The sequence below is a fragment of the Microbacterium pygmaeum genome (assembly GCF_900100885.1).
Taxonomy (GTDB): domain Bacteria; phylum Actinomycetota; class Actinomycetes; order Actinomycetales; family Microbacteriaceae; genus Microbacterium; species Microbacterium pygmaeum.
The window spans coordinates 2,254,403-2,274,871 of the sequence record NZ_LT629692.1; the positions used below are offsets into that span (position 1 = coordinate 2,254,403).

Sequence of the window (20,469 nt, forward strand, 5' to 3'; positions counted from 1 at the left end):
ACTGGACGCGTTCCGTTCGTCGCTCGCTGCACTGTGGGCGTCGCCGGAACTCGACGAAGGAGCCGACATGATCGACAAGACGTTCGCATCCGCGGCGGATGCCGTGGCCGACATCCCGGACGGCGCGAGTCTCGCCGTCGGCGGATTCGGTCTCTCCGGCAACCCGATCGCGCTCATCGAGGCGCTGCTGGCCCAGGGAACCAGCGACCTCAGCATCGTCAGCAACAACTGCGGCGTCGATGACTGGGGCCTCGGTGTGCTGCTGAACGCGAAGCGCATCCGGAAGATGACATCCTCGTACGTCGGTGAGAACAAGGAGTTCGAGCGCCAGTTCCTCTCCGGCGAGCTCGAGCTCGAGCTGACCCCTCAGGGCACGCTCGCCGAGAAGCTGCGCGCCGGAGGTTCCGGCATCGCGGCGTTCTACACGCAGACCGGCGTCGGCACCCAGGTCGCCGAGGGCGGTCTGCCGCGCCGCTACGACGGCACCGGCGCGGTCGCGGTCGCCTCACCCGCCAAGGATGTGCGCACGTTCGAGATCGCCGGACGCGCCGGTGACTACGTGCTCGAAGAGGCGATCGTCACCGATTTCTCGCTCGTGCACGCGGCCAGGGGAGACCGCTACGGCAATCTCGTTTTCAACAAGGCGGCCCGCAACTTCAACCCCCTCGCGGCCATGGCCGGCAGGATCTGCATCGCGCAGGTCGAGGAGCTGGTCGAGCCCGGCGACCTCGACCCGGACTCCATCCACCTCCCCGGCATCTACGTCCACCGAATCCTCGAGGTGGGCACCGGCATCCAGAAGCGCATCGAGAAGCGCACCGTCCGCCCGACGAACGATCAGGAGAACTGACATGGCGCTCACCCGCAACGAGATGGCGGCCCGCGCGGCCGCCGAGCTCAGCGACGGATCGTACGTCAACCTCGGCATCGGACTCCCGACGCTCGTCCCCAACTATGTGCCGGCGGGCAGCACCGTCATCCTCCAGTCGGAGAACGGCATCCTCGGCGTGGGTGCGTACCCGACCGAGGACGCCGTGGATCCCGACCTGATCAACGCCGGCAAGGAGACGGTCACCGTCCAGCCGGGCGCGGCCTTCTTCGATTCGGCGACGAGCTTCGGGATGATCCGCGCCGGCAAGGTCGACGCCGCGATCCTCGGCGCGATGCAGGTCTCGGCCACAGGCGACCTGGCGAACTGGATGATCCCCGGCAAGATGGTCAAAGGCCCCGGCGGGGCCATGGACCTCGTGCACGGCGCCGCAAGGGTGATCGTGCTCATGGAACACGTCGCGCGTGACGGCAGTGCCAAGATCGTGAACGGATGCTCGCTGCCGCTGACCGGCAGGGGAGTCGTCGACCGCATCATCACCGACCTCGCCGTTCTCGATGTGACCGCGGACGGCCTGGTGCTGATCGAGACCGCGCCGGGGGTCAGCGTCGACGAGGTCGTCGCCGCCACCGAACCCCCCCTGATCGTGAGGATCCCCGCATGAACGCCGATGACATCGTCCTGGTCGCCGCCGCCCGCACGCCGCAGGGGAGGCTCAAAGGGCAGCTCTCCGCGCTGACGGCCGTACAGCTCGGCAGCATCGCGATCCGCGGCGCGCTCGCGCAGGCGGGCATCGCGCCCGACGCTGTGGACGCGGTGCTGGTCGGCCAGGTCCTGGCAGCCGGCGCCGGGCAGAATCCCGCACGGCAGGCGGCGGTGGGTGCCGGCATCCCGTGGGAGGTGAATTCCTCATCCGTCAACAAGGTCTGCCTGTCCGGGCTCACCGCGATCATCGACGGCGCGCGCATGATCGCCGTGGGCGATGCCACTGTCGTGGTGGCAGCCGGGATGGAGTCGATGACCCGCTCACCGCATCTGCTGATGGGCTCGCGTGACGGGTGGGCGTACGGCTCGATCGAGGTGCTCGATCACATGGCGTTCGACGGTCTGACCGACGCGTACGATCGCGAGAGCATGGGCGCCTCCACCGAACGCCACAACGACCGGTTCGAGGTGACGCGCGAGATGCAGGATGCCGTCGCCGCGAGATCTCATCAGCGCGCCGCCGCCGCCACCGAGGCGGGCGTCTTCGCCCCGGAGATCGTGCCGGTGGAGATCCCGCAGCGCAAGGGCGAGCCGATCCTCGTGACGGCGGACGAGGGCATCCGTCCCGACACCACGATCGAGACGCTCGCGCGTCTGCGGGCGGCGTTCGCGGAGGGCGGCTCGATCACCGCAGGCAACTCCTCGCAGATCTCCGACGGAGCCTCTGCAGTGGTCCTGACGACCCGCTCGCACGCTGATGAGCACGGCTGGCCGGTGCTGGCCGTCGTCGGCGCCTCCGGGCAGGTCGCCGGACCGGACAACTCGCTGCACGCGCAGCCGGCCCGAGCGATCGAGAAGGCGCTGCGCAAGCAGGGCATCACCGCGGCCGATCTCGACGTCGTGGAGATCAACGAGGCCTTCGGTGCCGTCGTCGCGCGCTCGCAGGCCGAGCTCGGCCTCTCGGACGACGTGGTCAACATCCACGGCGGCGGGATCGCGATCGGGCATCCGATCGGCGCGTCGGGCAATCGTCTGGTCGTGCACGCGGTGCACGAGCTCGTGCGGCGCGGAAGCGGAACGGCGGCAGTCGCCCTCTGCGGCGGTGGCGGTCAGGGCGACGCGCTGATCCTCACTCGCTGATCCTTGCCCGCTCGGTCCGACTCAGCGCCGGAGCACCTTCCGCGCCAGCGTGTTGCCGAGCAGCTGCACGCCCTGCACGATCACGATGATGATCAGCACCGCCGCCCACGTCACGACCGGGTTGAACTGCTTGAAGCCGTAGACGATCGCGAATTCGCCCAGACCGCCGGCCGCGACGGCGCCGGCGATCGCGGTCATGTCCACGAGTGCGACGACGATGAACGTGTAGCCCAGGATGAGCGGCCCGAGCGCCTCGCGCGGAATGAGCCGAAACAGGATGCGGGAGCGGCTCGCGCCCGCCGCGCGTGCGGCCTCGATGATGCCGGGGCGCACGGTGAGCAGATTCTGCTCGACGATGCGACTGATCGCGAACATCGAGGCGAGCGTGATCGCGAAGATGCCGAACTCCGGTCCGATGCCGGGGATGCCGATGCTCCGCGCGATCGGCTGCACCGCCGCCAGCAGGATCACGAACGGGATCGGCCGGAAGAAGTTGACGACGACGTTCAGCACGCCGAACACGACCGGCTGCGGGAACAGGCTTCCGGCTCTGGTGGCATACAGCGCCAGGCCGAGCAGAAGGCCGGCGACCCCGCCGAACACCAGCGCGAGCGAGACGACGTAGAGCGTCTCGAATGAGGCCGACCACAGTTCGGGCAGCAGCGCGAGCAGCCTATCCATGAGGGTCCTCCTCGATCAGCGGTGCGAAGGTCGAGGCCCGCTCGATCGCCCGCTGGACGGCATCCGCTTCGCCGTCGAGGACGAGGGTGAGGTGACCGAAGACGCGTCCGCGGATGTCGTTGATCCCGCCGTGGATCAGTTCGAACCGGACGCCCTCGGCGGCGAGGGCGGCGAAGACGTCGGCTTGGGTGATGTCCCCGTCGCGGATGGTGAAGGTGACGATCCGACCCGGATGCCGCCGCCGCAGGGTCTGCAGCTGCTCGCCGGTCGGGACATCCTCGATGATGCTCGCGACGAAGCGCTTCGTCGCGGCGCTCTGCGGGGCGGAGAGGACATCGAAGACCTCGCCGCTCTCGATGATGCGGCCGTCCTCCATGACGACGACCCGCTCCGCCAGCGTGCGGATCACGTCCATCTCGTGGGTGATGACGAGGATCGTGATGCCGAGGTCGCGGTTCACTTTGCGCAGGAGTTCGAGCACCTCCTGCGTGGTGTCGGGGTCCAATGCACTCGTGGCCTCGTCGGCGAGGAGGATCTTCGGGCTCGTGGCGAGCGCTCGAGCGATGCCGACGCGCTGCTTCTGTCCGCCGGAGAGCTGCTCAGGATAGTTCTTGGCCTTGCCACCGAGCCCCACGAAGTCCAGCAGTTCGGCGACGCGGGCGGTGATCTCGGCTCTGGATCGTCCGGCGACCTCGAGCGGGTATGCGACGTTGCCTGCGACGGTGCGGGATTCGAACAGATTGAACTGCTGGAAGATCATGCCGATGTCGCCGCGCAGTTCCCGCAGGTCCTTCTCGCGCAGCTTCGTGATGTCCCGGCCATCGATCTCGACCGACCCGGATGTGGGTGCCTCGAGGGCGTTCACGAGCCGCAGGACGGTGCTTTTGCCGGCGCCGGAGTACCCGATGATGCCGCAGATCTGACCCGCCTCGACGTCGAGTGAGACGTCGTCGACCGCGACGACCGAACCGGCCCCCTTGACGGGGGCCGGGTAGGTCTTGGTGACGCCGGAGAGTCGGATCAGCGTCATTGGTTGGCGCGGATGTCGTCTTCGACCTCGGTGAGGGACGCGACGAGATCCTTCACCGGAGTCTGCACGGTGACCGCCGTGCCACCGGAGGCCTCCTGGAGACCGTCGAGCACGTCCTTGTTCGTCTGGAAGATCTCGACGAGCTTGAGGTAGGTCGGGTTGTCGGCGTCTTCGGCTTTCGCGGCGAAGATGTTGATGTACGGGAACGCGCTCGGGTCGGCCGGATCGTCCGTGGCGATGGCATCCTCGAAGGTCAGGCCGGCGTCCTCGACGAAGTCGTTGTTGATGATCGCCGCGGCGACGTCCGGCAGCGATGTCGCCGTGAACGCGGCATCCAGGGCTTCGACCGTCACCTTGGAGTTGGCCGCGTCGATGTCGGCGACGGTGGAGAAGATCGATCCGCCGTCCTCGAGTTCGATGAGACCTGCCGACTGGAGCACGAGCAGACCACGCGCCTGGTTGCTCTCGTCGTTGGGAACCGCCACCGTCGAGCCCTCGGGGATGTCCGCCACATCGTCGTACTGGGTCGAGTAGAGACCGAGCGGGTAGATCGCGGTGGAGCCGATCGGCTGCAGGTCGTCGTCGCTGTTCACGTTGTAGGTGGCCAGGTAGATGATGTGCTGGAACTGGTTGAGATCCAGTTCGTCCGCGGACAGCGCGGGGTTGGGCTGCGTGTACTCGCTGAAGTCGACGAGCTCGACCTGGATGCCCTCCGCGGCGGCAGCTTCTTTGTAGGTCTCCCAATACGGGTCGCCCGCTCCGACGACTCCGATGCGAACCGGCTCAGTGGTCTCGCCACTCGTTCCACCGGTCGAGGCAGGATCAGGAGAACCGGCGCAACCGGCGAAGATCAAGGCGAGGGGGAGTGTCAGGGCGGCAGCGGTCAGGAATCTCTTGCGGGACATGGAGCTCTCCAGATGCAGTTCGGTGTGGTCGGTCATCGGCCCCGCGTCGGCGGGCCGAGGACCGCCGGTGCGGGTGTCTCCACCCGCTCGCCTCGTCGCGGTGCCGCAACGACCATACGCAGAACGTCCGGAGCCCCCGAAACACGCCCGTAACACGACGACACCCGATCCGGATAGCGTGGCGCCATGACCACGATCACGGCGCTGACTGACGGCGACCACGACGACTGGCTGGCGCTGTGGTGGGGCTACCTCGAGTTCTACGAGGCCGACCTGTCACCCGCGCAGACCGAGCTGACCTTCCGCCGGATCCTCGACCCCGAAGCGTCGATCCACGGCGCGATCGCACGGGACGACGCCGGCTCCGCCATCGGGATCGTGCACTGGCTCACGCACGCGGCGACCTGGTCGGAGGGGCCGTACTGCTATCTCGAGGACCTCTTCGTGCATCCCGAGGTCCGCGGCGGCGGCACCGGAGCTGCGCTCATCGAGAACGTGCGCGCCTGGGCGCACCAGCACGGCTGCGCGAAGGTGTACTGGCTCACGCAGGAGCACAATCGCACCGCGCGGCGGCTGTACGACCGGGTCGCGACCGACACGGGCTTCGTGCACTACGAGATCCCGCTCGGCGGGTAGTGCGCCGGCTGGGACCGGATCGCTCAGGCGCGCAGATGCTTCTTCAGGAGCTTCTGCTCCTTGCCGTGCACCGGGGAGTCCTCGGCGATGAGGATGCCGCGGGATGCCCGTCGCGTATCGACGATGGCTCCGACGGCCAGTGCGGCGGTGATACCCCAGCTGAGCCACGCCAGTGCCTCGCGCCACGTGAACTTCGTGTCGCGCGCACCGCGCAGAAGGGTGAGGCCGCTGATGACCGCGCCGATGATGCCGGTGCCGAAGAGGTACTTGCGCATGCCCTCCACGCTACTCTGCGCGGGGACGGCGGTGGAGCGCTGTTAGCCTGGAAATTCCCGGGATCAGGAGGACCGCGTGTCCACAGCCGAGTTCGTCGTCGTCGCAAATCGACTTCCCGTCGATCGCGCCACCGATGACATCGAGGGACCGGATGCGTGGCGTCGCTCCCCGGGTGGCCTGGTCACGGCGCTCGAGCCGATCATGCAGAAGGCCGACGGCGCCTGGGTCGGGTGGGCGGGTCAGCCCGATCTCGACGTGGCGCCCTTCGACTTCGAGGGCACCCACCTCGTTCCGGTGCGTCTGAGCGCCGAAGACGTCGAGCTGTACTACGAGGGCTTCTCGAACGACACCATCTGGCCGCTCTATCACGACGTCATCTCCGAGCCGCGCTACAGCCGCGTGTGGTGGGACGCGTACGTGCGCGTCAACCGCCGCTTCGCGGAGGCTGCCGCCGCGGCGACCGCTGAAGGCGGAATCGTCTGGGTCCAGGACTACCAGCTCCAGCTGGTGCCGAAGATGCTGCGCGAGCTGCGACCCGATGTGACCATCGGATACTTCCACCACATTCCGTTCCCGGCATACGGCCTCTACTCCCAGCTCCCGTGGCGGAGGCAGGTTCTCGAAGGACTCCTCGGCGCCGACGTGATCGGCTTCCAACGGGTGGCGGATGCCGGGAACTTCGCCCGCTCGGTGCGCCGACAGCTCCGCTACGAGACCAAGGCCTCGGGGATCGCCGTCCCGGACGGCGATGGCGGCACGCGGATCGCGCTGGCCAAGGCGTTCCCCATCTCGATCGACGCGTCCTCGTACATCGAGCTCGCCCAGCGCGCAGACGTGCAGGAGCGTGCTCGTGAGATCCGGGAGAGTCTGGGCAATCCCAAGCGGATCCTCCTGGGCGTCGATCGGCTGGACTACACGAAAGGCATCCGTCACCGTCTGAAGGCGTACGGCGAACTGCTGGCCGAAGGGCGTCTCGACGTCGAAGACGTGACCCTCGTCCAGGTCGCGAGCCCTAGCCGCGAACGCGTGGCCGCCTACATCCAGTTGCGTGACGAGATCGAGCTGACTGTCGGTCGCATCGACGGCGACCACGACACGATGGGCCACACGGCGATCCGCTACCTCCACCAGGCCTACCCGCGGGAGGAGATGGTCGCACTGTTCCTCGCGGCGGACGTGATGCTCGTGACAGCGCTGCGCGATGGAATGAATCTCGTCGCCAAGGAGTACGTCGCGTCGCGGGTCGACAACCGCGGGGTGCTCGTCCTGAGCGAGTTCGCCGGCGCAGCCGATGAGCTCGGCACCGCGGTGCGGATCAACCCGCACGACATCGAAGGCCTCAAGGAGGCCATCATGCGAGCCGTCGAGATGCCGCCCGCCGAGCAGGGCAGACGGATGCGGGCGCTCCGGCGCCGGGTGCTGGAGCACAGCGTCGAAGACTGGTCGCGCGAATTCCTCGAGGCGCTGGCCGTCTTCCACACCACCCGTGAAGGAGTCGCATCGTGACGCAGGACCTGACCCAGGCGCTGCAACGGGTCGCCGCATCCGATCGGCTGCTGGTCGCGCTGGACTTCGACGGGACGCTTGCGCCGCTGGAAGATGAGCCGATGCAGGCGCGGGCGCTGCCCGAGGCGGCCGCGGTGGTGGCAGCGCTCACCGCGACACCGGACACCGTCGTGGCCTACGTGTCGGGTCGGAGCCTGCACGATCTGCGGGAGATCTCCGAGCACGCGGACCATTCGGCGATCTACCTGGCAGGCTCGCACGGAGCCGAATCGTGGGTGCCCGGCGAAGGAGTCCAGGCCACGGACGACGACGATGCGGCACACGCCCTGCGCGACGAGCTCCGCGATGCGGTGTCCGCTGAGATCGGGGAGCGCGAGGGCGTCTGGGTCGAGCCGAAGACGTTCGGGTTCGGCATCCACACCCGCGTGGCGTCTGCAGAGGATGCCGCGGCCGCTCGCGAAATCGCGGACCGCCTCGTCACCGAACGGGCACCGCACTGGCGCCGGCGCACCGGCCACAACATCGTCGAGTACGCCTTCCGGCATGAGGGCAAGGACTCGGCGATCGCCGCGCTGCGCGAACGGGTCGGAGCAACCGCCGTGGTGTTCGCCGGGGACGATGTCACCGACGAGGACGCGCTGGCGAGCCTCGGGCCGGATGACCTCGGCATCCGCGTCGGGGAGGGCCAGACGGCGGCGTCGGTGCGTGTGGGAAGCATCCAAGAATTGGCCGCCGCGTTAGGCGCGCTGGCGCGGATGCGGGCAGAACACCGGCAATAGACTTTCAGGATGCCCGCTCCTGAAGACACCATCGACATCAAGCCCCGCAGCCGGGTCGTCACCGACGGCATCGAGGCGACGACCTCGCGCGGCATGCTCCGCGCCGTCGGCATGGGCGACGCGGACTGGGACAAGCCCCAGATCGGCATCGCCTCGAGCTGGAACGAGATCACCCCCTGCAACCTGAGCCTGGACCGCCTGGCGCAGGGAGCCAAGGAAGGCGTGCACGCCGGCGGCGGGTACCCGCTGCAGTTCGGCACGATCTCGGTCTCGGACGGCATCTCGATGGGTCACGAGGGCATGCACTTCTCGCTGGTCTCGCGCGAGGTGATCGCCGACTCAGTCGAGACGGTGATGATGGCCGAGCGGCTCGACGGCAGCGTGCTGCTGGCCGGCTGCGACAAGTCGATACCGGGCATGCTGATGGCCTCGGCGCGACTCGATCTGTCCAGCGTCTTCCTCTACGCGGGCTCGATCGCTCCGGGCTGGGTGAAACTCAGCGACGGCACCGAGAAGGACGTCACGATCATCGACTCGTTCGAGGCGGTCGGCGCGTGCCTGGCCGGCAAGATGAGTGAAGAAGACCTCAAGCGCATCGAATGCGCGATCGCACCGGGCGAGGGCGCCTGCGGCGGCATGTACACGGCGAACACGATGGCCTCCGTCGCTGAAGCGCTCGGTCTCAGCCTGCCGGGCTCCGCCGCTCCGCCCGCCGCGGACCGGCGCCGCGACTACTTCGCGCACCGTTCCGGCGAGGCCGTCGTCAACCTGTTGCGGCTCGGGATCACCACGCGCGACATCCTCACCAAGGAGGCGTTCGAGAACGCGATCGCTCTGGCGATGGCGCTCGGCGGCTCGACGAACGTGGTGCTGCACCTGCTGGCGATCGCCAACGAGGCGGAAGTGGAGCTGAACCTCCACGATTTCAATCGCATCGGCGACAGGACCCCGCACGTGGCCGACATGAAGCCGTTCGGCACGTACGTGATGAACGACGTGGACCGCCACGGCGGCATCCCGGTGATCATGAAGGCGATGCTCGACGAGGGTCTCCTGCACGGGGACGCCCTGACCGTCACCGGCAAGACGCTCGCGGAGAACCTCGCGGAGTTGAACCCCGACGCCATCGACGGCACCGTCATCCACACGTTCGACAACCCGATCCACGAGAAGGGCGGCATCACGATCCTCCACGGGTCGATCGCCCCGGAGGGTGCGGTCGTCAAGTCGGCCGGTTTCGATTCGGACGTGTTCGAGGGTCCCGCCCGCGTGTTCGAGCGGGAGCGGGCGGCGATGGATGCGCTGGAGGCGGGCGAGATCGCCGCCGGCGATGTCGTGGTGATCCGCTACGAAGGCCCCAAGGGCGGTCCCGGCATGCGCGAGATGCTCGCCGTGACCGCGGCCATCAAGGGCGCGGGGCTCGGAAAAGATGTACTACTCTTGACGGACGGCAGATTCTCAGGCGGCACAACCGGCCTGTGCATCGGCCACATAGCACCCGAAGCAGTGGACGCAGGTCCGATTGCCTTCGTGCGCGATGGTGATCTGATACGGGTCGATATCGCGGCTCGCACTCTCGACCTACTCGTCGACGAGGCTGAGCTGGGTTCCCGCCGCTCTGGCTGGGAGCCGCTTCCTCCGCGCTATACCCGTGGCGTCCTGGCCAAGTACTCGAAGCTCGTGCGTTCCGCCGCGGAAGGCGCAGTGACGGGCTAGGCCCGTCTCCGACATCCATCTCTCTCGACAGAGGATCACCAACATGCCTGCAGAAACCGCCTCGGCTCTGCCCCGGCCTCCTGCTCGAACCCCCTCCGCGTCTGCGCCGGTGCTCACCGGCGCGCAGGCGGTCGTCCGCTCGCTCGAGCTGCTCGGCGTCACGGACGTCTTCGGACTCCCGGGCGGTGCGATCCTGCCCGTCTACGACCCGCTCATGGACAGCACGGAACTGCGCCACATCCTGGTCCGCCACGAGCAGGGCGCGGGCCACGCCGCCGAGGGCTACGCGTCGGCATCCAACAAGATCGGCGTCGCCATCGCGACCTCCGGTCCCGGCGCGACGAACCTCGTCACCGCGATCGCCGACGCGTACATGGACTCCGTTCCGATCGTCTGCATCACCGGGCAGGTCTTCTCCACACTGATGGGGACCGACGCCTTCCAGGAGGCCGACATCGTCGGCATCACCATGCCGATCACCAAGCACTCCTTCCTGGTCAAGGACGCCTCCGAGATCCCCGGCGCCATCGCCGCCGCCTTCGAGATCGCCGGCACGGGACGCCCGGGGCCGGTCCTCGTGGACATCACGAAGGACGCGCAGCAGGCCGAGGTGCCCTTCGTCTGGCCCCCGAAGATCGACCTGCCCGGCTACCGGCCGGTGACCAAGGCGCACGGCAAGCAGATCCAGGCCGCTGCACAGCTGATCGCCGATGCCAAGAAGCCGGTCCTGTACGTCGGCGGCGGTGTGATCCGCTCGCAGGCTTCCGCCGAGCTGCTCGCCCTGGCGGAGGCGACCGGAGCGCCCGTGGTCACCACGCTGATGGCCCGCGGTGCCTTCCCAGACTCGCACCCGCAGCACCTGGGCATGCCGGGGATGCACGGGACGGTTCCGGCGGTCCTCGCCCTCCAGGAGGCCGACCTCCTGATCTCGCTGGGCGCGCGCTTCGATGATCGCGTGACCGGGAAGGCCGCGCTGTTCGCGCCGAACGCCAAGGTCGTGCACGTCGACATCGACCCGGCGGAGATCGGGAAGATCCGCGCCGCCGAGGTGCCGATCGTGGGCGACCTGAAGGACGTCCTGGTCGACCTGGAGAGCGCGTACCGTTCCGCCGCCGGTGGTGCTGCACCCGACACCGAGGAGTGGTGGTCCTACCTCGACGGGTTGCGCGACGAGTTCCCACTCGGCTACAGCCAGCCCACCGATGGATTGATGTCGCCTCAGTACGTCATCAAGCGGATCGGCGAGATCACCGGCCCGGAAGGCGTCTACGCCGCGGGCGTGGGCCAGCACCAGATGTGGGCGGCGCAGTTCATCAAGTACGAGCGGCCCAACGCCTGGCTCAACTCCGGCGGTGCCGGGACGATGGGCTACTCGGTTCCTGCGGCGATGGGCGCGAAGGTCGCCGAACCGGACCGCGACGTGTGGGCCATCGACGGCGACGGCTGCTTCCAGATGACCAATCAGGAGCTCGCCACCTGCGCGATCAACAACATCCCGATCAAGGTCGCGATCATCAACAACTCGTCGCTGGGCATGGTGCGCCAGTGGCAGACGCTGTTCTACGACGGCCGCTATTCGCACACCAACCTCAACACCGGCCACGGCACGGTCCGCATCCCGGATTTCGTCAAGCTGGCCGAGGCGTACGGGTGCCTGGCGATCCGCGTCGAGAAGGAGGAGGACGTGGATGCCGCGATCCGGCTCGCCCTCGAGACGAACGACCGTCCCGTCGTCATCGACTTCGTCGTGAGCGCCGACGCCATGGTGTGGCCGATGGTGCCGCAGGGCGTCAGCAACAGCTACGTCCAGTACGCGCGGGAGCACTCGCCGGCGTTCGACGAGGAGGCCTGATCATGTCCAGTCATGTGCTGAGCCTCCTGGTCGAGGACAAGCCCGGTCTGCTGACTCGCGTCGCGGGGCTGTTCGCGCGCCGCGGATTCAACATCGAGTCGCTTGCCGTCGGTGTGACGGAGGTGCCCGGTCTTTCGCGGATCACCGTGGTCGTCGACGTCGATGAATTGCCGCTCGAGCAGGTGACCAAGCAGCTGAACAAGCTGATCAACGTCATCAAGATCGTCGAGCTGGACATGTCCTCGTCGGTGCAGCGCGAGCATGTGCTCGTGAAGATCCGCGCCGACAACGCCACGCGTTCGAATGTGCTCGAGGTCGTGAATCTGTTCCGCGGCTCCGTCGTCGACTACTCGCCGGATGCCCTGGTCGTGGAACTGACCGGCGACAAGGGGAAGGTCGAGGCGTTCCTGCGCGCGGTCGACCCCTTCGGCATCAGAGAGCTCGCGCAATCCGGCCTGCTCGCCATCGGGCGCGGCGGCAAATCCATCACCGAACGCGTGCTGCGCGCCAGCTGACGCTTCGGCGTGCTCGGGGACTCCGGTCCCGCTGAAACCACTGATAAGGAGAACTATCCCCATGGCCGAACTCTTCTACGACAACGACGCCGACCTGTCGCTCATCCAGAGCAAGAAGGTCGCGATCGTCGGCTACGGCTCGCAGGGCCACGCCCATGCCCAGAACCTCCGCGACTCGGGCGTCGAGGTCGCGATCGCGCTCAAGGACGGCTCGAAGTCGACCGCGAAGGCCCAGGAGGACGGCTTCGAGGTCCTCTCCGTCGCCGACGCCACCGACTGGGCGGACGTCATCATGATCCTCGCGCCGGACCAGCACCAGCGCGGCATCTACACCGACAGCATCAAGGACAAGCTGACGCCCGGCAAGACGCTCGCCTTTGCGCACGGCTTCAACATCCGCTTCGGCTACATCGATGCGCCCGAGGGCGTCGATGTGATCCTCATCGCCCCGAAGGCCCCCGGCCACACCGTGCGTCGCGAGTTCGTCGCCGGCCGCGGCATCCCCGACATCATCGCTGTCGAGCGCGACGCGTCCGGTCAGGCGTGGGACCTCGCGCTGTCGTACGCGAAGGCCATCGGCGGCACGCGCGCCGGTGTCATCAAGACGACCTTCACCGAAGAGACCGAGACCGATCTGTTCGGTGAGCAGTCGGTGCTCTGCGGTGGCACCTCGCAGCTCGTCCAGTACGGCTTTGAGACCCTCGTGGAGGCGGGTTATCAGCCCGAGATCGCCTATTTCGAGGTGCTGCACGAGCTCAAGCTGATTGTCGACCTCATGTGGGAGGGCGGCATCGCCAAGCAGCGCTGGTCGGTCTCCGACACGGCCGAGTACGGCGACTACGTCTCCGGGCCGCGCGTCATCGACCCGCACGTCAAGGACAACATGAAGGCCGTTCTCGCCGACATCCAGTCGGGTGCGTTCGCAGAGCGCTTCATCGGCGACCAGGATGCCGGAGCGCCCGAGTTCCTCGAGCTGCGCGCAAAGGGTGCGGCGCACCCCATCGAGGCCACCGGCAAGGAACTGCGCGCCCTCTTCGCGTGGAAGCAGCAGGACTCGGATTACACCGAGGGCTCCGCCGCCCGCTAGACCAGTCGTCCTAACCGGCACGGCTCACGGCCCGGTCCCACCACCCCCAACCCGGGTGGTGCGACCGGGCCACCTTCGTTCCACGCTGTTCGCATGCACCGGTCATGCCGGGGGTATCGAACCGGCGGAACGGCGCGTAGCGTCCCAGGTGGTGCGCCAGGCGGGTTCGACGAAGCTGACCCGCCTGGCCACCCGTGGCTGCCGCGAGCCGACTCCCTGCGTCAGGCGGCGTCCTGGGCTGCGTCGGTCGCGGAGGCATCGAGGCGGCTGCCTCGGCCCTCGAGCCGCGCGATCCGCGAGCGGGCCGCCTGTTCGGAGGTGGACTGCTCGCCCAGCACCACCCGTATCGTGCGCAGCACGGCGCCGGTGGCCGGGACGGCCAACGGGGACGGGCCGCCGAGTCCCAGCATCCGGCGGTGGAGCGGGTCGAGGGATGCCACTGCGCCCGCGAACAGGACGCGGTAGGCGGGCATCATGCCCCTGGCCAGCGGCGGTCTGCGGATGAACCGCACGACGTCCGCGACGCGCTCATCGGATCTGAGTGTGCCGGCGTCCGCAATCGACTGGAGGCGGCCGCGCAGCTGGGCGGCGGTGCGCGGCGGCGCGTCCATGCCGATCAGTTCGCCCGCCGTCGCCCACTCGCGCACGTAGGCGTCCGAGCCGCCGGGGATCGGCGACTCCCACAGCTCATGACAGGTCAGGAACGAGTCGGTGAACGCCAGATGCACCCACTCCACCAGGTCGGGGTCGCTGGCCTGATACGGCCGCAGCACGCCGTCCGCGTCGACGTACTCGCCCTGCACCCGCCGATGCAGTCCGCGAACGAACGCGCTCGCACGGTCCGCTGTGGCTCGATCGCCGAACGTGACGGTGACCAGCCACCGGATGGTGCCCGTGAGCCGGCCGAGCGGGTCTTCGCGGTAGCGCGACCAGTCGTGCACGCCCGCCATGGCACCGGGGTGCAGCGCCTGCAGCAGCAGCGCGCGGATGCCGGCGACCATCGTCCCCATGCCCCCGTGCACCGCCCACGCGGCCGAACCCGGACCGAAGTATCCCGCGTCGAGCCCCTCGCGCATCTCCAGCACCCACTGCGGCGATCCGTCGTCGGCGCCGGACAGGGTCTGGAGCAGATGAGACCGCCACCGATCCTTCACCGTCGCCATCCCGTCAGTACATCACGGTGCGAGGGGGCGGGGGCCGCTCCGGGCTGCGGTATCTGAACGCTCCGGGCATCCTCCTCTCCCGCGGAGCCGGCGACGGCGTGCGCACAGAGTGCGCGCAGCCGGTGGCCGCGAGGTCACGGCTACGCTGACAGCATGAGCCCCGGCAGAGACGACGACGCCCTCGCATGGGATGGTGACGACGACCCCACGCTCGACGTCGGTGTCGCAGTGCCGCACACCGCAACGCCGAGCACGGCGAAGCCGAACACGGATGCCGAGCCGCCGGCACTCCCGGACGGCTTCAGCGCTGTGGGAAAAGGGAGCGCGGAGGTCGGGCGCATCGCCGCGGACGGCAGTGTCTCGATGCCCGGCGATCGCGTGCCGATGGGCAACGCGGCGCTGATCAGTATCGGCGTGCTCGGCGGGGTGTACCTTCTGTACGGGATCGGATGGCTGATCGGTGCGGGACGCCTCTCGCTCGTGGCCGCACTGTTCCTGGATCCGATCGCCTTCCAGATCACCGTCGGGCTGGCGATCCTGGCCCCGCCGATCTGGTTCATCACGGTGTTCCTGATGACCCGTGGCGCGAAGGCGTGGATCCGATTCACGCTGCTGGCGGTCGGGGTGGTCGTGCTGGTGCCATGGCCCTTCGTCCTGGCCGGAGCGGCGCTGTGAGCGCCGCGGAGGCGCCGTCGGTGCGGCGCACAGCACTGCCGGTATGGCTCGTGGCCACGATCGCCGGTCTGTTCGGACTGTTCTACGCCTTCGTCGTGTGGACCGCGCTCGGCTTCCTGCTCCAGCAGGCCCAGGGAGTCGTGGGCCTCACCGGCTACGGCTGGTTCGTCCTGATCCTGCCCGTGGTGTTCCCGCTGGTCGTGTTCGCCGGGGCGTTCGCGATCGCCTGGCGGCGATCAGCCCTGCCGCTGGTACTGACACTGCTCACCGGACTCGCGCTGGTCGCGGTGTTCTGGCTCAACATCCTGGCCTACGCGGCGGCCTCGCCCGGGCTGTACGTCGCCTGAGGGCCGTCATCCGGTCCGGGGGCCGGGCGGGCGGGCGATAGGCTGAACAGCGTCTCGCCCTCTTGCAATCCGCTGTGCCGTCGCGCACTGCCCCGAAGGATCCACTCCGTGACGAAGCCCGTCGTGCTCATCGCCGAAGAACTCTCACCCGCCACGATCGACGCCCTGGGACCGGACTTCGATGTCCGCCAGGTCGACGGAACCGACCGTCCGGCGCTGCTGTCGGCGCTCTCCGGCGCGCAGGCCGTGCTGGTGCGCTCGGCCACGAAGATCGACGCCGAGGCGATCGCCGCCGCGCCGAACCTGAAGGTCGTCGCCCGTGCCGGCGTTGGCTTGGACAACGTCGACATCAAGGCGGCCACCACCGCCGGCGTGATGGTCGTCAACGCCCCGACCTCCAACATCATCTCGGCTGCCGAGCTGACGATCGGGCACATCCTGAGCCTGGCACGGCACATCCCGAGTGCGCACGCCTCGCTCGCGGACGGCCAGTGGAAGCGCAGCGCCTACACCGGCACGGAGCTGTTCGAGAAGACCGTGGGCATCGTGGGCCTCGGCCGGATCGGGGCCCTCATCGCCGAACGACTTCGCGCCTTCGGTGTGCGCGTCGTCGGCTACGACCCCTACGTGACCCCCACGCGCGCGCAGCAGTTGCAGGTAGAACTCCTCTCCTTCGACGAGGTGCTCCGCCAGAGCGATTTCGTGACCGTGCACATGCCCAAGACACCCGAGACGACCGGGATGATCGGGGCCGAACAGCTCGCGCTCATGAAGCCCACCGCGTTCGTCATCAACGTCGCACGCGGCGGGCTGATCGATGAGGACGCGCTGCGCGACGCGCTCGCCTCCGGCGTGATCGCCGGTGCCGGGCTGGATGTCTTCACCTCCGAGCCGCCGGCCGCCGATTCGAGCGCGTCGCGGCTGCTCGATCTGCCCAACGTCGTCGTCACCCCGCACCTCGGGGCGAGCACAGACGAGGCGCAGGAGAAGGCGGGGGTGTCCGTCGCACGTTCGGTGAAGCTGGCCCTCGAGGGCGATCTCGTTCCGGATGCCGTCAATGTCGCGGGCGGCATCATCGATCCGTTCGTCCGCCCGGGGATCGCGCTCGTCGAGAAGCTCGGACAGTTCTTCACCGGGCTCGCCCATGCCGCGGTGACCAGCCTCGACATCGAGGTGCGCGGGGAACTCGCCGCGTACGACGTGAGCGTGTACCGCCTCGCGGCGCTCAAGGGCATCCTGACCAACGTCGTCAGTGAGAACGTCTCCTACGTGAACGCGCCGCTGTTCGCCGAGCAGCGCGGCATCGAGACGCGACTCATCGTGGACACCGAGAGCCCGCTCTATCGCAACCTCACGGTGCTGCGCGGCACTCTGGCCGACGGATCCGTCCTCGAGATCGCCGGAACGCTGGCAGGCACCCGCATGGTTCCCAAGGTCGTCGGGATTAACGGGTACGAGATCGAGGTGCCCTTCGAGCAGTACCACATCGTCATGCGCTACGCCGATCGTCCCGGCATCGTCGCCATCTACGGACAGCGGCTGGGCGATGCGCGCATCAACATCGCCGGACTCCAGGTGGCGCATCCGGACGCGAGCGGTCGCGCCCTTTCCGTGCTGACGGTCGACTCGCCGGTACCCGACGAGATGCTCGCCGAGCTCCGGGATGCCGTTCAAGCCGACCTGTTCCGCCAGATCGAGATCACCGAGCCGTAAGTCGCCGCGTGCAGGCGCCGTCGCGACGCTAGATTGAGCGCATGGGGCGATGGGGAACGTGCCGGCAGCCCGAGTGGCGGGCTCGGCCGTGTCGTGGCTGCTGTTCACGCTGAGCTTCGCGCTGCTCTACCGCGTGAGCGACCTGGTGATGGGGCTCGGTGGATTCTGCGCCTCCGGCGGTCCCTACGTCATCGAGACCGAGTGCCCGCAGTCGGTCGTGGTCTTCGCGCCGCTGAGCATCTTCGGCGGTCTGATCGCGGTGGCGATCGCGTTGTTCCTCGCGCGGGGGTTCGGCACGCCTCTGGTGATCTGGGCGTGGCCGGTGCTCTTCGTCGGGCTCGGCATCGCGTTCCTGCGAGCGGCATTCCTGCCGGGCGGCACGGCGAACCTGGTGGTGGCGATCGTGTTCCTGGTGATGGGGCTCGCTCCGGTGGCGCTCGTGCTCCGTGTGGGCGCGACCCGGCTGATCATCGGCACGACGACGGTGCACGATCGGCCCTTCCGCGATCGGCGAGGGCCGACGCCGATCTTCGGGATCGGCGGGACGGGACGGGACGCCGACGCGCGGCCGGCGACCGCGGGGGACTGGGCGCGCGCGCTGGGCGTGTCGGTGCCCGCCATCCTGGTTGGCCTGTGGCTGGCACAGCTGCTGTTCACCGCAGCATCCGCCTCGCCCGCGCCGCGCTGAGGCTCGGCCCTGCTCAGCGCAGCGTCGCGCTCTCGACCATGACGATCAGTGCGTCCAGCTCCGCGCCGCTGGGGACCGGTCCGGGGATCGAACCGCCCTGCAGTGCGTTGTTGAAGTACAGGCCGTCGCTGACGAGCATGACCAGGTCCAGCGCGGTGGCGTCCTTCACATGCGGCCGCAGGGCGTCCTCCCACCGCACACGGATCTCGCGAAGGGCCGCGCTGGCGGCTGCACTGCCGCCCTGGGCCAGACGAGAGGTGGCGATGATGACCCGGTCGAGCGGGTCGTTCTGCATCACGGACGAGCGCAGGAAGTAGCTGACCGCGCCCTCCTCGGCCGTCGTGATCTTCTCGATGTCCAGGTCGACGAGGGCACCGAGGCGCTCGAGCACACCGGCCTCCAGGGCGTCCTTCGAGCCGAAGTGGTAGAGCAGCCCGCCTTTGGAGACGCCCGCGGCGCGCGCGGTGGCATCCATCGTGGCCGAACGCTCGCCGTCGCTGATGAGGATCGCCTCGAACGCGTCGAGCACGCTCTCACGGGCGTGCGGGGGGCGGCTCATGCGCTCGATCGTATCGACAGCGGCTCGGTCACTCTGTTACTATACCGGCTGGACGGTTTATAAACTATGACTTCGACACTCACGCAAGATCTCGCGCTGGCCGATGCGGCGAGCAGACGCGTCGACTGGCGCGGCTGGGCCGCGCTCGTCGTGCTCATGCTGCCGGTGCTGCTGGTCTCAGTCGACAACACCGTGCTCAGTTTCGCGCTGCCGCAGATCGCCCTGGACCTCGAGCCGACCGCCACGCAGCAGCTGTGGATCATCGATTCGTATCCGCTGGTGCTCGCCAGCCTGCTGGTGACGATGGGCGTGCTGGGCGACCGGTTCGGACGCCGGCGGATGCTGCTCATCGGCGCCGCCGGGTTCGGTGCCGTCTCGGCGCTGGCCGCATTCGCCCCGAGTGCTGAGTGGCTGATCGCTGCGCGCGCGCTGATGGGCGTCTTCGGCGCGATGCTGATGCCCTCGACGCTCTCGCTGCTGCGCAGCATCTTCACCGACCGCGATCAGCGACGGATGGCGATCGCGATCTGGGCGTCGGCGTTCTCCGCCGGTGCCGCGCTGGGACCCGTCGTCGGGGGAATACTCCTCGAGCACTTCGCCTGGGGTTCGGTGTTCCTGATGGCGGTGCCGGTCCTCGTGCCGCTGCTGATCCTCGTGCCGCTGCTGGTGCCGGAGAGCCGCGACCCTCACCCCGGTCGCTTCGATCCGACGAGCGTCGTGCTGTCCTTGGCCACGATGGTGCCGATCGTCTACGCGATCAAGGAGTTCGCGGTGCACGGGCTCGAGAGCGTCCTGCCCCCGTTGCTGGTGGTGGCCGGTGCCGTCTTCGGCTGGCTGTTCGTCCGCCGCCAGAACCGCCTCGACGATCCGATGCTCGACATGCGGCTGTTCCGCCGCGCGACCTTCTCCGGTTCGGTGCTGGTCAACCTTCTGAGTGTCGTCGGCCTCGTGGGCTTCCTGTACTTCGTCGCGCAGCACCTGCAGCTCATCGTGGGGCTGTCGCCACTGGAAGCCGGGCTCGCGCTGGTGCCCGGCCTGCTCGCCATGATCGTCGCCGGCATCGGGGTGGTGCCGATCGCCAAGCGCGTCGCGCCGAGGATCGTCGTCCCGGTCGCGCTCTGCTTCTCGATCCTGGGGTACGTGCTGGTGGCGGTTGCGGCGAGCACCGGCATCCTGCCGCTGCTGATCGGCGCCTTCGTCGCGCTGGGTGTCGGCATCGGTGCCGCCGAGACCGTTTCGAACGAGCTGATCCTCGCGAGCGCCCCGCCGGCCAAGGCGGGGGCGGCGAGCGCTGTCTCCGAGACCGCCTACGAGCTGGGCGCGGTCCTGGGAACGACGATCATCGGCGGTCTCCTGGCGGCCTTCTACCGGGCGAATCTCGTGCTGCCGGCCGATCTGCCGGCAGCGGCGGCGGAGGCGGCTCGCGAGACGCTCGCCGGGGCTGTCGCGGCCTCGCACACCATCGATGTGACGCTCGGACAGGCACTGCGCGATGCCGCGGCTCATGCGTTCGATGCGGGAGTCGGCGTCACGGCGCTGATCGGCGCAGGGCTCATCGTCATCGCGGCGGTGATCGCCGCACTCACCCTCGGCGGCACGCCGCGCCGGGAGCCCGCCGAGCACTGACCCCTCGCCGTGTGCACGGCTTCACGCCGTGTGCACGGCTT

The 20,469-nt window shown here is 68.6% G+C and carries 21 protein-coding genes; 15 read left to right on the plus strand and 6 right to left on the minus strand.

Annotated features, from left to right (window positions below; genetic code table 11):
- Positions 1-67 precede the first annotated feature (67 nt).
- Genes BLT19_RS10705 through BLT19_RS10715 form a run of 3 tightly spaced genes read left to right on the plus strand, consistent with a single transcriptional unit; the run spans position 68 to position 2,674 of the window.
- Positions 68-850, plus strand: coding sequence for a CoA transferase subunit A (locus tag BLT19_RS10705; RefSeq protein WP_091493813.1), 783 nt, complete (start codon positions 68-70; stop codon positions 848-850).
- A 1-nt stretch (position 851) separates the two neighbouring features.
- Positions 852-1,493, plus strand: a complete 642-nt coding sequence (locus BLT19_RS10710) for a 3-oxoacid CoA-transferase subunit B (protein WP_172825620.1) — start codon at positions 852-854, stop codon at positions 1,491-1,493.
- Complete coding sequence (locus BLT19_RS10715) at positions 1,490-2,674, plus strand: acetyl-CoA C-acetyltransferase (protein WP_091489648.1); 1,185 nt, start codon at positions 1,490-1,492, stop codon at positions 2,672-2,674. Before BLT19_RS10710 ends, BLT19_RS10715 begins: the two co-directional genes overlap by 4 nt.
- Before the next feature lie 21 nt (positions 2,675-2,695).
- Here BLT19_RS10715 and BLT19_RS10720 read toward each other — a convergent pair whose 3' ends face one another.
- Genes BLT19_RS10720 through BLT19_RS10730 form a run of 3 tightly spaced genes read right to left on the minus strand, consistent with a single transcriptional unit; the run spans position 2,696 to position 5,290 of the window.
- Positions 2,696-3,355 (minus strand): ABC transporter permease subunit, encoded by a 660-nt coding sequence (locus tag BLT19_RS10720; RefSeq protein ID WP_091489652.1) that lies wholly within the window; start codon positions 3,353-3,355, stop codon positions 2,696-2,698.
- Positions 3,348-4,385: a methionine ABC transporter ATP-binding protein gene (locus tag BLT19_RS10725; protein ID WP_091489655.1), complete on the minus strand. Its 1,038-nt coding sequence runs from the start codon at positions 4,383-4,385 to the stop codon at positions 3,348-3,350. The genes BLT19_RS10720 and BLT19_RS10725 overlap by 8 nt, the downstream gene beginning before the upstream one ends.
- Positions 4,382-5,290 carry a MetQ/NlpA family ABC transporter substrate-binding protein gene (locus tag BLT19_RS10730; RefSeq protein ID WP_091493821.1) on the minus strand — a complete coding sequence of 303 codons (909 nt, stop codon included), beginning with the start codon at positions 5,288-5,290 and terminating at the stop codon, positions 4,382-4,384. Before BLT19_RS10730 ends, BLT19_RS10725 begins: the two co-directional genes overlap by 4 nt.
- 186 nt (positions 5,291-5,476) lie before the next feature.
- On the opposite strand from BLT19_RS10730, the gene BLT19_RS10735 reads away from it, so the two are divergent.
- Positions 5,477-5,926, plus strand: coding sequence for a GNAT family N-acetyltransferase (locus BLT19_RS10735; RefSeq protein WP_091489659.1), 450 nt, complete (start codon positions 5,477-5,479; stop codon positions 5,924-5,926).
- A gap of 23 nt (positions 5,927-5,949) precedes the next feature.
- On the opposite strand, the gene BLT19_RS10740 is transcribed toward BLT19_RS10735, so the two are convergent.
- Positions 5,950-6,201: a hypothetical protein gene (locus BLT19_RS10740; protein WP_091489664.1), complete on the minus strand. Its 252-nt coding sequence runs from the start codon at positions 6,199-6,201 to the stop codon at positions 5,950-5,952.
- A gap of 76 nt (positions 6,202-6,277) precedes the next feature.
- Here BLT19_RS10740 and BLT19_RS10745 point away from each other — a divergent pair, with 76 nt between their 5' ends.
- The 6 genes from BLT19_RS10745 (at position 6,278) to ilvC (ending at position 13,657) form a co-directional block, all read left to right on the plus strand.
- On the plus strand, positions 6,278-7,708 hold the full coding sequence (locus BLT19_RS10745; protein ID WP_091489668.1) for an alpha,alpha-trehalose-phosphate synthase (UDP-forming): 1,431 nt from the start codon (positions 6,278-6,280) through the stop codon (positions 7,706-7,708).
- Complete coding sequence (gene otsB / locus BLT19_RS10750) at positions 7,705-8,487, plus strand: trehalose-phosphatase (RefSeq protein WP_231917622.1); 783 nt, start codon at positions 7,705-7,707, stop codon at positions 8,485-8,487. The genes BLT19_RS10745 and otsB overlap by 4 nt, the downstream gene beginning before the upstream one ends.
- A 9-nt stretch (positions 8,488-8,496) precedes the next feature.
- Positions 8,497-10,203 carry a dihydroxy-acid dehydratase gene (ilvD, locus tag BLT19_RS10755; RefSeq protein ID WP_091489672.1) on the plus strand — a complete coding sequence of 569 codons (1,707 nt, stop codon included), beginning with the start codon at positions 8,497-8,499 and terminating at the stop codon, positions 10,201-10,203.
- A 43-nt stretch (positions 10,204-10,246) separates the two neighbouring features.
- Complete coding sequence (locus tag BLT19_RS10760) at positions 10,247-12,055, plus strand: acetolactate synthase large subunit (RefSeq protein WP_091489676.1); 1,809 nt, start codon at positions 10,247-10,249, stop codon at positions 12,053-12,055.
- Between the two features lie 2 nt (positions 12,056-12,057).
- The gene (gene ilvN / locus BLT19_RS10765; protein ID WP_091489679.1) at positions 12,058-12,570 is read left to right on the plus strand and encodes an acetolactate synthase small subunit; all 513 of its coding nucleotides are present in this window, start codon (positions 12,058-12,060) and stop codon (positions 12,568-12,570) included.
- Between the two features lie 61 nt (positions 12,571-12,631).
- The gene (gene ilvC / locus BLT19_RS10770; RefSeq protein WP_091489682.1) at positions 12,632-13,657 is read left to right on the plus strand and encodes a ketol-acid reductoisomerase; all 1,026 of its coding nucleotides are present in this window, start codon (positions 12,632-12,634) and stop codon (positions 13,655-13,657) included.
- Positions 13,658-13,878: 221 nt separating this feature from the next.
- Here the strand turns inward: ilvC and BLT19_RS10775 are convergent, their stop codons facing one another.
- Positions 13,879-14,820 carry an oxygenase MpaB family protein gene (locus BLT19_RS10775; protein ID WP_091489686.1) on the minus strand — a complete coding sequence of 314 codons (942 nt, stop codon included), beginning with the start codon at positions 14,818-14,820 and terminating at the stop codon, positions 13,879-13,881.
- A 153-nt stretch (positions 14,821-14,973) separates the two neighbouring features.
- Between BLT19_RS10775 and BLT19_RS10780 the strand changes: the two genes are divergently transcribed.
- From BLT19_RS10780 to BLT19_RS10795, 4 genes are all read left to right on the plus strand, one after another.
- On the plus strand, positions 14,974-15,495 hold the full coding sequence (locus tag BLT19_RS10780) for a DNA polymerase III subunit gamma/tau (protein ID WP_091489689.1): 522 nt from the start codon (positions 14,974-14,976) through the stop codon (positions 15,493-15,495).
- Positions 15,496-15,515: 20 nt separating this feature from the next.
- Positions 15,516-15,842 carry a bacitracin resistance protein gene (locus BLT19_RS10785; RefSeq protein ID WP_231917623.1) on the plus strand — a complete coding sequence of 109 codons (327 nt, stop codon included), beginning with the start codon at positions 15,516-15,518 and terminating at the stop codon, positions 15,840-15,842.
- A gap of 108 nt (positions 15,843-15,950) precedes the next feature.
- A complete protein-coding gene (serA, locus tag BLT19_RS10790) occupies positions 15,951-17,555 on the plus strand; it encodes a phosphoglycerate dehydrogenase (protein ID WP_091489698.1) in 1,605 nt (534 codons plus the stop codon).
- A 49-nt stretch (positions 17,556-17,604) separates the two neighbouring features.
- The gene (locus BLT19_RS10795; RefSeq protein WP_091489701.1) at positions 17,605-18,243 is read left to right on the plus strand and encodes a hypothetical protein; all 639 of its coding nucleotides are present in this window, start codon (positions 17,605-17,607) and stop codon (positions 18,241-18,243) included.
- A 13-nt stretch (positions 18,244-18,256) separates the two neighbouring features.
- On the opposite strand, the gene BLT19_RS10800 is transcribed toward BLT19_RS10795, so the two are convergent.
- Positions 18,257-18,802, minus strand: a complete 546-nt coding sequence (locus BLT19_RS10800; RefSeq protein WP_091489706.1) for a TetR/AcrR family transcriptional regulator — start codon at positions 18,800-18,802, stop codon at positions 18,257-18,259.
- A 66-nt stretch (positions 18,803-18,868) separates the two neighbouring features.
- On the opposite strand from BLT19_RS10800, the gene BLT19_RS10805 reads away from it, so the two are divergent.
- The gene (locus BLT19_RS10805; RefSeq protein ID WP_091489709.1) at positions 18,869-20,428 is read left to right on the plus strand and encodes an MFS transporter; all 1,560 of its coding nucleotides are present in this window, start codon (positions 18,869-18,871) and stop codon (positions 20,426-20,428) included.
- The last annotated feature ends 41 nt before the right edge of the window (positions 20,429-20,469 follow it).

Excerpts from the sequence above, each read along its gene's own strand:
- BLT19_RS10740 (WP_091489664.1), bottom strand. The coding sequence starts at position 6,201 with ATGCGCAAGTACCTCTTCGGCACCGGCATCATCGGCGCGGTCATCAGC.
- ilvN (WP_091489679.1), top strand. The coding sequence starts at position 12,058 with ATGTCCAGTCATGTGCTGAGCCTCCTGGTCGAGGACAAGCCCGGTCTG.
- BLT19_RS10730 (WP_091493821.1), bottom strand. The coding sequence starts at position 5,290 with ATGTCCCGCAAGAGATTCCTGACCGCTGCCGCCCTGACACTCCCCCTC.
- BLT19_RS10795 (WP_091489701.1), top strand. The coding sequence starts at position 17,605 with ATGGGGAACGTGCCGGCAGCCCGAGTGGCGGGCTCGGCCGTGTCGTGG.
- BLT19_RS10735 (WP_091489659.1), top strand. The coding sequence starts at position 5,477 with ATGACCACGATCACGGCGCTGACTGACGGCGACCACGACGACTGGCTG.
- BLT19_RS10760 (WP_091489676.1), top strand. The coding sequence starts at position 10,247 with ATGCCTGCAGAAACCGCCTCGGCTCTGCCCCGGCCTCCTGCTCGAACC.
- BLT19_RS10715 (WP_091489648.1), top strand. The coding sequence starts at position 1,490 with ATGAACGCCGATGACATCGTCCTGGTCGCCGCCGCCCGCACGCCGCAG.
- BLT19_RS10710 (WP_172825620.1), top strand. The coding sequence starts at position 852 with ATGGCGCTCACCCGCAACGAGATGGCGGCCCGCGCGGCCGCCGAGCTC.
- BLT19_RS10800 (WP_091489706.1), bottom strand. The coding sequence starts at position 18,802 with ATGAGCCGCCCCCCGCACGCCCGTGAGAGCGTGCTCGACGCGTTCGAG.
- BLT19_RS10725 (WP_091489655.1), bottom strand. The coding sequence starts at position 4,385 with ATGACGCTGATCCGACTCTCCGGCGTCACCAAGACCTACCCGGCCCCC.
- ilvC (WP_091489682.1), top strand. The coding sequence starts at position 12,632 with ATGGCCGAACTCTTCTACGACAACGACGCCGACCTGTCGCTCATCCAG.
- BLT19_RS10805 (WP_091489709.1), top strand. The coding sequence starts at position 18,869 with ATGACTTCGACACTCACGCAAGATCTCGCGCTGGCCGATGCGGCGAGC.
- BLT19_RS10705 (WP_091493813.1), top strand. The coding sequence starts at position 68 with ATGATCGACAAGACGTTCGCATCCGCGGCGGATGCCGTGGCCGACATC.
- BLT19_RS10780 (WP_091489689.1), top strand. The coding sequence starts at position 14,974 with ATGAGCCCCGGCAGAGACGACGACGCCCTCGCATGGGATGGTGACGAC.
- ilvD (WP_091489672.1), top strand. The coding sequence starts at position 8,497 with ATGCCCGCTCCTGAAGACACCATCGACATCAAGCCCCGCAGCCGGGTC.
- BLT19_RS10775 (WP_091489686.1), bottom strand. The coding sequence starts at position 14,820 with ATGGCGACGGTGAAGGATCGGTGGCGGTCTCATCTGCTCCAGACCCTG.
- BLT19_RS10720 (WP_091489652.1), bottom strand. The coding sequence starts at position 3,355 with ATGGATAGGCTGCTCGCGCTGCTGCCCGAACTGTGGTCGGCCTCATTC.